This is a genomic window from Nitrosophilus kaiyonis, assembly GCF_027943725.1.
GTDB classification, from domain to species: domain Bacteria; phylum Campylobacterota; class Campylobacteria; order Campylobacterales; family Nitratiruptoraceae; genus Nitrosophilus_A; species Nitrosophilus_A kaiyonis.
On the sequence record NZ_AP025696.1, the window covers coordinates 1,245,054 to 1,259,506 of the forward strand.

Below are 14,453 nucleotides of genomic sequence, written 5' to 3' on the forward strand. Positions count from 1 at the left end.
TATCCTTTTGAAACTTTAATACTCTTTGCTCAATTATAATGCAACTTATTTAAAATTACAAAATAAGCATAGCATCGCCATAGCTATAAAATCTATATTTTTTATCAATAGCTATTTTATAAAGTTCTAAAGTTTTTTCAATTCCTATAAAAGAAGCAACAAGCATTATTAGAGTTGATTTTGGAAGATGAAAATTTGTAAGTAGATGATTTACTCTGATTGGGGGATTTAAAGGATTTAAAAATAGATCACACTCTCCAAAAGGTTTATGAGTTCTTGCATAATATTCTACTGTTCTTGCTACGGTTGTTCCAACAGCTAAAATCTTTTCATCTGAATCAATAAGTTTTTGCGTATCTTTTGGAATTTCATAATATTCGCTATGCATTTTATGCTCAGTTATATATTCACTCTCAACTGGTTTAAATGTTCCAGCTCCAACATGCAGTGTTATAAATTTAATATCATGCTCTTTTTTGATTTTTTCAAGCAACTCTTTTGTAAAATGCAAAGATGCTGTTGGAGCTGCTACAGCGCCGGGAGTTTTTGCAAAAATTGGCTGATAGTTTTTTTCATCCTCTTTCTTATCTTCTCTATTAATATAAGGCGGTAAAGGAACATGACCGATTTTTTCAAGAATATGTAAAAGCTCTTCAAAATCTATCGGTTTTTTATCTTTAAAAAACTTAACAATTCTACTGCCATCTTCACAAAGCTTTATAACTTTTGCTTCTAAATTCTCATCAAATATTAAAATTGTTCCCTCTTTTACCTTTCCTTTTATAAAAACCAGATATCTATTTTTATCTAAAGGTTTATTTAAAAGAAGTTCAACTTTTCCGCCACTGCTTTTTTTACCAAATATTCTTGCTTTTATAACTTTTGTGTTATTGAAAATTAGATGAACATCTTTTGGTAAAAAATTTGGCAGATCTTTAAAAATTGCATGAGTGATTTTTTTGCTTTTTCTATCATAGACTAAAAGCTTTGCTAAATCTGGAGGATTTACTGGCTCTTTTGCAATAAGTTCAGGTGGTAGATAGTAATCATAACTATCTACCTTTAATGGATCAAGACTCTTCATCTTCTTCATTTTCTTTAGATTCTTCTATCTCTTGCTCCTCTTTTTTAGCTGGATTTATTATTTTTGCAATTATGATAGATACTCCATATAAAATAACAAGAGGTCCAGCCATAAGAAGCTGACTTAAAACATCTGGAGGAGTTAAAAGTGCAGCTACTGCAAAGATTATTATGATTGCGTATTTAAAAAAACTTTTCAATGTCTCATCAGTTACAAGTCCAAGCATAGCAAGAAAAAATGTTATAACAGGAAGTTCAAAAGAGAGTCCAAATCCAAACATAAGTTTTGTAAAAAATCCAACATACTCACCAATACTAGGCAGAGCAGTGAAAAGTTGAGAGCCAAAATTTATCAAATAGCTAAATCCAAAAGGAAAAACAATATAGTAGGCAAAAAGTGCTCCAGATACAAACATAACTGTAGCTGAGATAACAAAAGGTAAAACCATCTTTTTTTCATGCTCATATAGGCCTGGAGCTATAAATAGCCAAAGCTGCCAAAAAATAACAGGCAGCGATAAAATTATTGAAGCAAAAAATGAAACTTTTAGCGCAGTAAAAAATGCTTCACCAACTTTTGTAAAGATTACATTGCTTCCCTCAGGTAGAGCCTCTTTTAAAGGAAGAATCATCCAATCAAGAATATGCTCCCAAAAGCCAAAGCATATTATAAACATAACAAAAACAGTAGCTATTGAGATTAAAAGTCTTTTTCTAAGTTCGGCTAAATGCGGTTTTAACTCTTCAAACATCTACTTTATCCTTATCTTCATCAATATTTTTTTTCTTAAATTTTACAACTTCTCTTTTTGGCTCTTTTTTAATCTCTTTTTCTATCTCTTTAACCTCTTGTATCTCATCTTCTAAATCACTTAAATGGGTAATTGATTCTACCTCTTTAGAAACTGATCCTAATTTCTTTTTATATTCTAATGCCTCTTCTTTTAATTCGCTAATCTTAATCTCTTCTTCCAAAGAGTTTTTGGCATCATTAACTGCTCTTTTTACACTTTTGAAAAATTTTGCAACATCTACTAAAAATTTTGGAAGCTTTTCTGGCCCCAAAAATATAATAGCAACAATAGCAATCATTAAAATTTCTGTAAATCCCATACCAAACATAAATATTTCCTTATAAGGATTTTTGCAAATTTTACATAAAAAGAGATTACAAAAGCATAAAGTATAATATAACAAAAATTAATTAGGGATTTTTTATGCGATTTTTCATAATTTTATTTCCGATTCTTATTTTTGCGCAAAATATTGAATTGCCAAAAAAGTATAACTATTTTGAAGCTATAAAGATGTGTAAAAAACTTGGAAAAAATTATAGAATAATGGAAATATGGGAACTGTTTGAATTAAAAGGGGATGAAAAATATGGCAAAAATAAACTTTATTGGAGTGGAAATACATTAGGTGAAGCAAGAGTAGAGAAAAATATAAGACATGAGAGTGAAATTTTTGTTTTAAATAAAGATATTCCAGCTTATGCTTTTTATCTTCAAGATGGGGATATCACTCCAACTCCGAAAGAAACAAAAGCTTATGTCATCTGTACCAATCAAAAAAAGATTCATCAATTAGACCAAAATTTTCAAAAAAGAGATGATGGATTTGTAATAGATAAGAAAAATATGATTTTATGGGAAAAATATGATAAAAATAGAGATAAATTAAAATTAAATTATAAAGATGCACAAAAATATTGTGAAGATTTAAAATTGCTTGATAGAGAATGGAGACTGCCAACTATTGAAGAGCTCTATTCTATTGTGAATTATAATTATGTAAAACCTTCTGTAAATAAAAAAATATTTGGCCATATGCATCATAAATACTATTTAAGTGATGATGAATTTGGCGAAAATGAAATTTATCTTGTCGGGTTTGCTGTAGGTAGCGTAGCAACTGGCCCAAAAAATGAGCGCTACTACTTTCGCTGTGTAAGTGATATGGAATAAGACTATATTAAAAAAAGTGCAATTTCATCAGCTAAAAAAAAGTTTTTGTTATAAATTTTGTTATTTTTTTCATATATTTTATTTTCTTCTATTAAAATTTTTATTTTTTTCTCATCAAGAAGCTCTTTTTCTACTCCAATGATGCTTCTTAGGCCTAAAAAAATCTTTTCTATTCTTAAATCATTTTCGTTTAGTTTCTCTTTGGTATGATAAATAGGATTTTTTATATAAGAATATAGATCTTTATTGGGATAAAATCTTTCATTTTTTAAGAATCCAACTGCCCCACAACCAATACCTATATAATCTTTTAATTGCCAATATCCTTTATTGTGATATGACTGAAAATTTCCAAAATTTGAAACCTCATACTGAGGGAATTTTATGTTATCTTTTATGAAATAACCAATATTTTCATCATCTTTTTTTACATCTTTATTTTCAAAAAAAGTATTTTCTTCAATTGTCAAAGAATAAGCTGAAATATGGTTAATTGGAAGTTTTTGTGCCAAATCTAAATCTTTTTTTAAAAGGGATTTGGTATCTATCTTTGTATCATAGATTATATCAATACTAATATTTTCTATTCCAATTTCAAAAGCATCTTCTACTGCTTTTATTGCTTCTTGTGAATTGTGTGCTCTTCCTAAAAATTTTAATTTATCATCATTAAAGCTTTGCACTCCAAAACTTATACGATTTACTCCCAAATCTTTAATCCCAGCCAACCACTCTTTTTTTGCACTATTTGGATTTGCTTCGATTGTTATTTCAATATTTTTTTTCAAAAAAGGAGCTATTTTTAAAAAAAGTTTTTCATATAGTGAAGGATTTATAGTTGATGGAGTTCCTCCTCCTATAAAGACAGACTCAATACTATTTTTTTTAACATTAAATCTTTTAAATTCAAAATCTATCTGTTTTAAAAGAGCATCCATATAATCTTTTTTTAAATGGTGATTTTTTGTAAATGAGTTAAAACTGCAATAGTGGCATTTGCTATCACAAAATGGGATATGAATATATAAGAGCAATTTTCTCCTTTTTAGTGGCTAATTCTAATTAGTTTTTAATTAGTTGTAAGATAATATATCAAAGTTTTTTATATTGAGCAAGAGTTATTAAAGAGGTGATATGGAACAAAATAAACGCTATAGACCAAACGTTGCAGCAATTGTGCTCTCTTCAAAATATCCAGAAAAAGTAGAGTTTATGATAGCGCTAAGAAATGATGTTGCAAATGCATGGCAGTTTCCTCAAGGTGGAATTGATGAAGGCGAGAGTCCGAAAGAGGCTCTTTTGAGAGAGTTAAAAGAAGAAATAGGAACAGATGAGGTAGAAATTATCGCTGAATATCCAGAATGGATAAGTTATGATTTTCCAAAAGTTATTGCAAAAAAGATGTATCCATATGATGGTCAAAAACAGAAATATTTTTTAGTTCGTTTAAAACCAAAAGCAAAAATAGATCTTGATACAAAGCATCCTGAATTTAAAGAGTTTAAATTTGTTCCATATAAAGACCTTTTTAAATATATAACCTATTTTAAAAGACCAATTTATAAAAAAGTAATAGATTATTTTAAAAAAAAGGGATATATTTAAGTTTGAAATTTTAAGTTTGAAGTTTTCAAAAACTTTAGACTTAAAACTTCAAAAATAAAGGATTTTGATGTTGATTGTTCAAAAGTATGGTGGAACAAGTGTTGGTTCCCTTGAAAGAATAGAAAATGTTGCAAAAAGAGTTGCAAAAACAAAAGATGCTGGAAATGATGTTGTTGTGGTTGTTTCAGCTATGAGTGGAGAGACAAATAAACTAATAGAATATGCAAAACATTTTAGTTCAACTCCAAGTAGAAAAGATATGGATCTTCTTTTAAGTTCAGGCGAGAGAGTAACAGCTGCTCTTTTATCAATAGCTTTAAATGAGATGGGTTATCCTACTGTTGCAATGACAGGTAGGCAAGCTGGAATAGTAACTGATAGTTCTCATACTATGGCGAGAATTGAAAAAATTGATCCAGAACCTATTAAAAATGAGCTTGAAAAAGGAAAAATTGTTGTAGTCGCAGGTTTTCAAGGAATTAGCAAAGATGGAAGAGTAACAACTCTTGGAAGAGGTGGTAGCGATTTGACTGCTGTTGCTCTTGCTGGAGCTTTAAAAGCAGATAAATGTGAAATATATTCTGATGTTGATGGAGTATATACAACAGATCCAAGAATTGAGCCAAAAGCAAAAAAACTTGATAAAATAAGTTATGATGAGATGCTTGAGCTTGCAAGTCTTGGAGCGAAAGTTTTACAAAATAGAAGTGTTGAACTTGCAAAGAAACTAGGTGTAGTAATTGAGGCAAAAAGCAGTTTTAATGATAATCCAGGAACAATAATAACAAAGGAAGAAGATATCATGGAAAAGCCATTGGTGAGTGGAATCGCATTAGATAAAAATCAAGCAAGAGTTAGCTTAAGAGGTGTTATTGATAGACCAGGAATTGCAGCTGAAATTTTTAAAGCATTAGCTAATGAAAATATTAATGTAGATATGATTGTTCAAACAATAGGTCAAGATGGAAAGACAAATCTTGATTTTACTGTGCCTGAGAATGAGTTAGAACGTGTAAAAAAGATAATGGAAAAATTTAAAGATGAGTATGAAAAAGTTGAGTATGATCCAAATATTGCAAAAGTATCTATTGTTGGTGTTGGAATGAAATCTCATAGCGGAGTTGCAAGTAAAGCTTTTGAAACATTGGCAAAAGAGAATATTAATATTGAGATGATAAGTACAAGCGAAATCAAAATCTCAATGATAATAGATGAAAAATATAGCGAACTTGCAGTTAGAGCATTGCATGATGCTTATGAGTTGTATAGATGAGCGAGGGCAAAGCGAAGCTTTAAGCAAGCAAACTGCTTTGCTTACTGGCGTATGCTATGCTCACTTCGTTCGCATAAACGCATCGCCGTGCGGAGCTACAAACGGCAAGCAGTTGTCGTTTGCTTAACGCTCCTCCCGTCTCGAAGCGAAAGCTATAAGTATATGCGAAGCCGAAATTCAAGGAATTTCGTGTCTGAGCATACGAACAGCTGGTTTACCTTAAAACAAACGAAGTTGAGCAAAGCGAAACAAGTTTGCGATTAGATTTGAGTGAATGAGGGGATAAGGGGATAAGGTGGTAAGCAGTGAAGGGGTGAAGCTGTGAAGCAGTGAAGCGGTCAATTCCCAAGTCTTAATTACCAATGACTAATGACTAATTTACTTATCACTAATCTCGAATTACGAATTAAAACTGAATAGAGGAAAATATGGAATTTGATAGATGGACTCTAAATGCTATCAGATATGATGAAGCTATGATGAGCTGGATGGAAGAGAGGCGCTATGACTGGGTGCCTCTTGCTGCTTCTGCTCTTGAAAAGATAATAACAGGTCAAAGCATTATTGTTATTACAGATAAAGAGAGAGAATGGTTTGGTGAATATATAATATATTCATTAAATAAGCCAGATAAAAACAGGCCTCTCATTCCTACATATCTTTTAAAAAACATTACTCCTTATATTGACAATATAAAAAAAGATGAAGATATTGATCTTTTATATGATATGTTAAATCTATCATTTAAAGATGAATATTTTTTCTGGTATATTGGAAGAAGTGATACTCCAAGGAGTATGATTGCAAAAAGAAAAGATGATAGCTTTTTGTGGATAATGGATGAACAGATGCAAAACAATTTTTATCTAAAATCATATGATGAGCTTTTGGATTTAAAGCTTTTTCAGTTATTTAGACTTTTTGATAAAAGTTTAGATGCAGCAATTTTTGGCGAAATTGAATTTAAAGTATGATTGAGTTAAAAAGTCAAATTGTAATTAGTGATGATTTTGAAGAGATAAAAGAGTATTTAAAAGAAAGAATTAATCCTCAATATCTGCATATTATAGAAAATGATGAGTTTAAAGTAGAAGATTCAAAAGAGGCTGTAAAAGAGGCATATTTAGCAAGTGAAAATGAAAAATTTATTGCTTTAATAGCAAATAGATTCAATATATATTCGCAAAATGCTCTTTTAAAAATTTTAGAAGAGCCTCCTAAAAATATAAACTTTATAATTGTTACAAAATCAAAATCGGCTCTACTTCCCACTATTCGTTCAAGGCTTCCTGTTACAAATATTAAAAAAAATATATCAAAAGAGATAGATATAGATATAAAAAATATTGATTTGAAATATGTTTATGATTTTTTACAAAAAAATAGAAAGCTTGAAAAAACAGAAGCTAAAAATATCATTGAAAATCTTCTAAAGAAAGCTATTGAGGCAGATTTGAAACTAAAAGAGAGTGAAATTGATCAGTTTTCAAACTCTATAAAACTAATTGAACTAAATAGCAATATTTCAAATGTTTTAACAACACTTTTTTTAATTATATTGGATGCAAAAAGAAGGTAATTTTATGGAGATTAAAAGAATCTATAGCAATATTGATGTAAATAAAATAATGAAAAAGTTAAATGTTGATAAGCCTGGAATAAAGATAATGTCAAAAAAGGCAAAAATATATCTTTTTTATATAAAAAATATGCATATAGGAGCTGCAAATATTTTAAAACAGGACGCTTTAAGTATTGGAGCAGATTTAGCCTTGCCAAATGGTGTAATTACTTGTAAATTTGATAGGTGTGATGCATTGCTGATTGGAACAAAAAAGCATATAGAGATTTTAAGCCGTAAAGAGTTAGCTCAACCGTATGGTTTAAAAAATCTTGCAAAAGAGTTAAAAAGTTATTTAAATGAAAATAGATTTGATTTAAAAATCATGGGTGTTATAAATGCAAATGATGATAGTTTTTATCCAAATAGTAGATTTAAAGGCTCTCTTGCTATTAAGATGATAGAAAAAATGATAGAAGATGGAGCAGATATTATCGATATTGGCGGAGTTTCAAGTAGACCTGGAAGCGAGCCTGTAGATACTGAAGAGGAACTAAGTAGGGTAAAACCGATTATAAAAGAGATTTACAAAAATAGACTTTTTGAAAAAGCAGAATTTAGTATCGATAGTTTTAGACCAGAGGTTATAGAATTTGCATTAAATCATGGATTTAAAATAGCAAATGATATTACAGGATTAAGAGATGATGATGTTGCAAGAGTTGTATCAAAAATGGATGCAAAAATTGTTATAATGCATATGAAAGGTAATCCAAAAACTATGCAGATAGATCCAGAATATGAAGATGTAACTATTGAAGTTAGCAGATTTTTTGATTTTCAGATTAAAAAAGCTATCGATTTTGGTATAAAAAAACATAATATTATTATAGATCCTGGTATTGGATTTGGCAAAAATTTAGATCATAATATTGAGCTTTTGCAAAATTTAGAAGAGTTTAAAAAATTTGGTTGCGAAATATTGGTAGGGGCTAGTAGAAAATCGATGATAGATAAGATTTTCCCATCGTCTGTTGAAAAAAGATTGCCTGGAACTTTGGCGTTGCATTTGAAAGCTTTTGAAAATGGTGCTAATATAATAAGATGTCATGATGTTTATGAGCATAAACAGGCTTTTGAAGTTTTTAAAGAGTTGATTGATTAAGGACTTTGAAATGAAAAAAGTAGTGATAAATAAAAAGGCTTCAAATTCTTTAAAAGAGTTTTTCCCATGGGTATATAAAAGTGATATAAAAAGTTATGAAGATGTTAAAAAAGGCGAAATCGTAAGAGTAGAGGATGAAGAGGGAAGATTTTTAGCTGTAGGATATATCAATTTAGATAGCATAATATCTTTAAGAGTATTAAGTTTTAATGATGAAAAAATTGACAAAAGTTTTTTTGTAAAAAGAATAGAAAAAGCATTAGATGATAGAATAGATATAAATTCTAATGCATTTAGGATAATCCATTCAGAAGCTGATGAGATTCCTGGATTGATAGTTGATAAATTTGATGAATATCTATCTGTTATGTTTAATAGTGCAGGTATTATAAGTTTAAAAGATGATATTTTAAGAGCAATTGAAGAGGTTTTAAATCCCAAAGGAGTTTTTGTAAGTGCAGATTTTAACTCTTTAAAAAAGGAAAAAGTTGATTTTAAAGAGATAAAAATTGGAGAGATTCCTAAGTTTGTAGAAATTGAAGAAAATGGTGTTAAGTTTTTAATAGATATAGAAAATGGACAAAAAACAGGATTTTATTTAGACCAAAGAAGAAATAGAAATATTTTGTCAAAATATATGAAACAAAAAGATAGAGTATTGGATCTTTTTTGTAACAGTGGTGGTTTTGGATTATATGGTGCAAAACAAAAAAATGCTCAAGTAAAGCTTGTTGATATATCAGAGAATGCTTTAAATTTAGCAAAAGAAAATTTTAAAATAAATGGTGTAGAAGGTGATTTTATAGAGGCGAATGTTTTTGACTATCTAAGAGAATTAAGAGCTAAAAAGGAAAAATTTGATATGGTTATAATTGATCCTCCATCTTTTGCAAAAAAGAAAAATCAAAGAATTGGAGCATTAAGAGGATTTAAAGATTTAATTGTAAATGGTATGAAATTGGTTGAAGATGGCGGATATATGGCGATATTTTCATGTTCATATTATATTGATTTAAAAGATTTAAAAGAGCTTTTGAAAAAGGCTTCAAAAGATAATAAAAAAAGAGTTAAAATTATAGAGCATCTATATCAAGATATAGACCATCCATACATTTTAAATAATCCTTTCTCTTTATATCTAAAAGGTCTTTTGGTTAAAATTGCCTAAAAATTTATAAATCAAAAGGCTAAGAAATGCTCCAATCATAGCTGATGCCATATCTTTTTGACTATCCCAAACATCGCCTTGAGTTATGAGACAAAATCCTTTTTGGCCTGAATGGGAAATATCAACTACTATCCATTCAGCTATCTCGTAAGCTGCAGAAATTGAAGCTATATATAAAAAGGCAATCAATAAAGATAGATTTTTACTATATTTTTGATGATAATATATCTCAAAAAAGGATGGAAAAACCAAAAGCCCAAATAAAAAATGGACTATCCTATCATAATAGTTTCTTTTTTCACCAAAAATCTCAAATGTAAAATAGGGAACATCATTATATGTAAAATGTGCTCCTATAATATGAAATATTGCAAAAAGAAAAAGAAGGAAAAATGCTATATTTGAAAAGTTATATTTCATATCAAGATATAAAACAGTTGGAAACATAAAAAAAATTAGTAAATTTTCTGCAAACCATATTACTCTATCGTAAGGAGATATTGCAAAAAATATCCAAATTATGATAAAAATAAGTATTAAAATTTTTTTCATTTTTTACCTAAAGATAAAATTTTTAGATATTTTACATAAAAAAGGATAAAAATTTGCATCAAAATATTAAGTTTTTAAAAAATCCAAAATTAAAGACAATAAAAAAAGATTTTGTAGGTGTTCCATATAAAAAAGGCAGATTTGTAGGAGAATTTAACTCAAGAGAAAAAAAAATCGCATCAAAAACAAAAAATGTTATATCTTTTATCAAAAAATTTATAAAAAAAGAGATTGAAATTGAAAAAACTCCTCTGCCAATTATAAAAGATAGAAGTTTTTTAAATGAAAAAAGAGATTTTTTAATATGGTTAGGTCATGCATCATTTTTAATTCAGTGTAATGGAAAAAAATTTTTAACTGATCCCTGTTTTAGATCTATGCCTATTAAAAAAAGAGTAACACCTGCACCTTTTCATATAAGAGAACTAGGAACAATTGATTATCTTCTTGTATCTCATGGACATCATGATCATTTAGATCTAAAAACTATAAAATATGCAAAAAATCAGATCAAAAATGCTCTTTTGCCGCTTAAAATGGGCAGACTTATAAAAAGAGCAAATTCGCATATAAATTATCAAGAAGCTGGTTGGTATCAAAAATATGATATCAAAGAAAAAGATATAGAGATTTTCTTTTTGCCAGCTCACCATTGGCATAGAAGAAACTTTTTTGATTATAATAGAATTCTTTGGGGTAGTTTTTTAATAAAATGTAAAAATAAAACCATATTTTTTGCAGGAGACACTGGCTATAATGTCCATTTTAAAGAGATAAAAAAGATTTTTAAAAATATTGATATTGCGATAATTCCAATAAATCCTCCATATATTATAACTGGCTCACATATGACTCATAGTGAAACAATTACAGCTATCAAAGAACTTTCTCCAAAATATATCATACCTATGCATTATGGTGCTTTTAATCTTACAAAAGAGTCAACTTCGCAGCTTCTTTCATGGTTTAAAAATCTTGAAAATAATGAAAGTATAAATGCAAAACTTTTGATACCACAAATTGGAGAGAAAGTTATAATATAAAAACTTAGTACTCTTTTAAAATTTATTAAATATTTTTATAGTTATAATATAAAAAAATATTAAAAATTATAATAAAGAAAAATAAAATGTATAAGATTTTTTTATTTTTTATCTTATTTTTTTCATCTTTATATGCTGAATATAGTGAAACTCCTATAACACCTATAACAGAATCAAAATATAATCTTCAAAAGCAAGAACTTGGAAAAATACTTTTTTTTGATCCAAATCTATCAAAAGATAAACTAGTCTCATGTGCAACTTGTCATAAAAAGGAGTTTGGTGGTTCAAATGGGAAAGCTAAAGGTATAGGTGTTTTTGGAAAAGTCACAAAATATAATGTTCCTTCTATTTATAATCTTTCATATCAATATGTTTATGGTTGGGAAAATAGAAAATACTCCATCAAAAAAAAGATTGAAGAGGTTATGAGAGATAAAAATATTATGGATGCAGATTTTGATGAAATCATAAAATATATAAAGAGTAACAGATATTTAAAGAGAAAATTTTTAACAATTTATTCTAAAATTGATAAAAAAAATATAATAGATGCTTTATATAATTATGTTATATCACTAACAACTCCAAACTCAAAATTTGATCTTTATTTAATAGGAAAAGAAAAACTTACTAAAAATGAGGCTGAGGGTTATGAACTTTTTAAAAGATTTGGCTGTATTGCATGTCACAATGGTAAATCTGTAGGTGGTCATATGTATTATCAATATGGCTATTTTTTAAAAAGCAAGAATAAAAAATTTATTAAATGTCCTTCGCTTAGAAATGTTGAATTGACTTCTCCATATTTTCATGATGGCAAACTTAAAACATTAAAAGAAGCTGTAAAATGGATGGCTAAAATACAACTTGGAAGAGAGATAACAGATAATCAAGCAAAATTAATAGTTGATTTTTTAAAAACACTTACAGGAAAACTTAATGATTAAGATTATCAAGTTTTTTGTTGCTTTGATATTTTTTATCTTTTTTGCTATATATGTGGGTAAAGTATTTCAATATGAAAAATCTTTAAAAATTTATAGTTTTGAAAATAGAATTGATAATCTTTTAATAAAAAACCATTTAATACTTGATGAGATAAAAAATATTGTAGGAAATTCATTTGTAAATTATGATAGTCTTGTTGAGAAATTAAAAAAGTTTGAAAACAATATAGATATTATAAAAAACAATAATTTAAAAGAAAAGATTTATATCGATAAATATTTAAAAAATATAACAGCAAATTTTAAAAGTGAAAAAATAATTATTGAAAAAATTGTTCAAATTTCTGCAATTTTAAAAAGCTCATATCTTTATCTCCCTTATCTTCAAAAAGAGATTATTTTATCTGATATAAAAAATAAAAAAATTTTAGATGCAATACAAGAAATCATTGAGATTTTAACATATAGACTTTACTTAAGAGATGAAGTATCAAAAAATAGTTTTAAAAAATATATAAATATTTTAAAAAGCAAATCAAACTATACACATATCAAGAATTTTATTGCTCATTCAGAACTTGTTTATAGTATGATAGAAAAACTCTACCCTCAATTAAATAGGTTTAAAAAAATCAATAATTTAATTAAACAAAATATTGTTTTTATTAAATCAAACATAAAAGATTATGAGAAAAAGACGAAGAAAGAAAATATTTTTATAGAAGGTTTTTTACATATTACAATGTTTGTTTTTGCTGTTTTGATTTTTTATTATATTTATAAAGAGCAAAAGGCTGAAGATGAATTAAAAAAGATGGCAGAAATTGACTTTTTAACAAATCTTCCAAATAGATATATGCTTCTAAAAGAGATGAAAAAGAGAAAAACAGAAAATAAAAGATACTTTATTGTTAGATTTGACCTTGATAACTTTTCTTATATTAATGAAAATTTTGGAACTGCATTTGGTGATGAGATTTTAAAATATTTTGCTTCTATTTTAAATAAACATTGCAGAAATAAAGTTTTTAGAGTAACATCTGATGAGTTTGTTGCACTTTGTGATAGTTTAGATAAAAATGATATTTTACAATTTTTTGAAAGATTAAGATTTGATGTGAAAAGCCATTCAAAATATTATATAACATTTAGTGCAGGAGCATACAAAGTTGATGAAAATTGCGATATTAATAAGCTTGTTTTTTATCTTCAATCAGCAATTTTTAGTGCAAAAAAAAGAGGAGGGGATAATATAGTTTTTTATAATAGAAAAGATCCATTTATTAAAGAATATGAAAAGATTTCTAAAGCTGGAACTAATATTAGAAAAGAGATAGAAGAGGCTATTAAAAATGATAAATTTATTCTTAATTTTCAGCCAATACTGAATATAAAAACTAAAAAAATTGAAAAATTTGAAGTTTTACTTAGAATGCAAAAAGATGGAAAAACTATTTTTCCAAATGATTTTATCACTATGGCAGAACAGTTTAATTTAATTGGTAAAATTACAAGGATTGTAATAGATAAAAGTTTTAGTTTATCTCATAAAAAAGAAATAAATCTTTCAATAAATCTATCTGCATTGGATCTTTTAGATGAAAAATTAATCAACTTTATTAAAAAGAGTAAAGAAAAATTTAAAATTGATCCACAATCTATAACATTTGAAATAACAGAAACTGCAGTAATAAATGAATTTTCTAAAGGTATAAGTTTTTTAGAGGAGTTAAAAGATGAAGGATTTAAAATAGCTATTGATGATTTTGGAGTAGGATATAGTTCATTAAGATATTTAAATGATATACCAGCTGATTATATTAAAATAGATGGTTCTTTTATTAAAAATATTCATCTTAATAAAAAAGATGCTGAATTTGTAAGAATAATAAATAAAATTATAAAAAATAGTGGTAAACTATCTATTGCAGAATACGTAGAAAATGAGAAAATTTTAAAAATCTTAGAAGATATTGATATTGATTATGCACAAGGCTACTATATAGGTAAACCCTCTTTTATTTTGTGATTTTTTAAAACTTTTGCTGATATAATAATCTAACACATTTTTAACTTTAAAAGGCTA

At 27.3% G+C, this 14,453-nt stretch carries 15 protein-coding genes; 10 read left to right on the forward strand and 5 right to left on the reverse strand.

The annotated features are described in order from the left end of the window. Positions 1-55: 55 nt before the first annotated feature. From queA to tatB, 3 genes are read right to left on the reverse strand one after another with little or no spacing between them, the layout of a single operon-like run. Positions 56-1,093 (reverse strand): tRNA preQ1(34) S-adenosylmethionine ribosyltransferase-isomerase QueA, encoded by a 1,038-nt coding sequence (queA, locus tag QML81_RS06590; RefSeq protein ID WP_281950628.1) that lies wholly within the window; start codon positions 1,091-1,093, stop codon positions 56-58. Beyond that, positions 1,071-1,835: a twin-arginine translocase subunit TatC gene (tatC, locus tag QML81_RS06595; protein WP_281950629.1), complete on the reverse strand. Its 765-nt coding sequence runs from the start codon at positions 1,833-1,835 to the stop codon at positions 1,071-1,073. Before tatC ends, queA begins: the two co-directional genes overlap by 23 nt. Further along, the gene (tatB, locus tag QML81_RS06600) at positions 1,828-2,205 is read right to left on the reverse strand and encodes a Sec-independent protein translocase protein TatB (protein ID WP_281950630.1); all 378 of its coding nucleotides are present in this window, start codon (positions 2,203-2,205) and stop codon (positions 1,828-1,830) included. Before tatB ends, tatC begins: the two co-directional genes overlap by 8 nt. 95 nt (positions 2,206-2,300) lie before the next feature. On the opposite strand from tatB, the gene QML81_RS06605 reads away from it, so the two are divergent. Continuing rightward, on the forward strand, positions 2,301-3,050 hold the full coding sequence (locus QML81_RS06605) for an Lcl C-terminal domain-containing protein (protein WP_281950631.1): 750 nt from the start codon (positions 2,301-2,303) through the stop codon (positions 3,048-3,050). Between the two features lie 2 nt (positions 3,051-3,052). Here the strand turns inward: QML81_RS06605 and hemW are convergent, their stop codons facing one another. Then, entirely contained in the window at positions 3,053-4,084 is a 1,032-nt protein-coding gene (gene hemW, locus QML81_RS06610; RefSeq protein ID WP_281950632.1) for a radical SAM family heme chaperone HemW, read from the reverse strand. A gap of 100 nt (positions 4,085-4,184) precedes the next feature. Here hemW and QML81_RS06615 point away from each other — a divergent pair, with 100 nt between their 5' ends. The 6 genes from QML81_RS06615 to QML81_RS06640 all read left to right on the forward strand — a co-directional run bounded on the left by QML81_RS06615 (position 4,185) and on the right by QML81_RS06640 (position 9,822). Continuing rightward, complete coding sequence (locus QML81_RS06615; RefSeq protein WP_281950633.1) at positions 4,185-4,655, forward strand: RNA pyrophosphohydrolase; 471 nt, start codon at positions 4,185-4,187, stop codon at positions 4,653-4,655. A gap of 67 nt (positions 4,656-4,722) precedes the next feature. Beyond that, complete coding sequence (locus QML81_RS06620) at positions 4,723-5,928, forward strand: aspartate kinase (RefSeq protein WP_281950634.1); 1,206 nt, start codon at positions 4,723-4,725, stop codon at positions 5,926-5,928. Between the two features lie 428 nt (positions 5,929-6,356). Beyond that, on the forward strand, positions 6,357-6,902 hold the full coding sequence (locus QML81_RS06625) for a HobA family DNA replication regulator (protein ID WP_281950635.1): 546 nt from the start codon (positions 6,357-6,359) through the stop codon (positions 6,900-6,902). Continuing rightward, positions 6,899-7,507 (forward strand): DNA polymerase III subunit delta', encoded by a 609-nt coding sequence (locus tag QML81_RS06630; RefSeq protein ID WP_281950636.1) that lies wholly within the window; start codon positions 6,899-6,901, stop codon positions 7,505-7,507. The genes QML81_RS06625 and QML81_RS06630 overlap by 4 nt, the downstream gene beginning before the upstream one ends. 4 nt (positions 7,508-7,511) lie before the next feature. Next, positions 7,512-8,654: a dihydropteroate synthase gene (folP, locus tag QML81_RS06635; protein WP_281950637.1), complete on the forward strand. Its 1,143-nt coding sequence runs from the start codon at positions 7,512-7,514 to the stop codon at positions 8,652-8,654. 10 nt (positions 8,655-8,664) lie between these two features. After that, positions 8,665-9,822: a class I SAM-dependent rRNA methyltransferase gene (locus tag QML81_RS06640; RefSeq protein WP_281950638.1), complete on the forward strand. Its 1,158-nt coding sequence runs from the start codon at positions 8,665-8,667 to the stop codon at positions 9,820-9,822. Here the strand turns inward: QML81_RS06640 and QML81_RS06645 are convergent. Then, positions 9,793-10,374, reverse strand: coding sequence for a DUF2238 domain-containing protein (locus tag QML81_RS06645; protein WP_281950639.1), 582 nt, complete (start codon positions 10,372-10,374; stop codon positions 9,793-9,795). The two genes, QML81_RS06640 and QML81_RS06645, sit on opposite strands and share 30 nt — an antisense overlap. Positions 10,375-10,427: 53 nt before the next feature. Here QML81_RS06645 and QML81_RS06650 point away from each other — a divergent pair, with 53 nt between their 5' ends. The 3 genes from QML81_RS06650 to QML81_RS06660 all read left to right on the forward strand — a co-directional run bounded on the left by QML81_RS06650 (position 10,428) and on the right by QML81_RS06660 (position 14,396). Further along, positions 10,428-11,417: an MBL fold metallo-hydrolase gene (locus QML81_RS06650; RefSeq protein WP_281950640.1), complete on the forward strand. Its 990-nt coding sequence runs from the start codon at positions 10,428-10,430 to the stop codon at positions 11,415-11,417. Between the two features lie 86 nt (positions 11,418-11,503). Beyond that, positions 11,504-12,367 carry a cytochrome-c peroxidase gene (locus tag QML81_RS06655; protein ID WP_281950641.1) on the forward strand — a complete coding sequence of 288 codons (864 nt, stop codon included), beginning with the start codon at positions 11,504-11,506 and terminating at the stop codon, positions 12,365-12,367. Beyond that, on the forward strand, positions 12,360-14,396 hold the full coding sequence (locus QML81_RS06660) for an EAL domain-containing protein (RefSeq protein ID WP_281950642.1): 2,037 nt from the start codon (positions 12,360-12,362) through the stop codon (positions 14,394-14,396). Before QML81_RS06655 ends, QML81_RS06660 begins: the two co-directional genes overlap by 8 nt. The last annotated feature ends 57 nt before the right edge of the window (positions 14,397-14,453 follow it).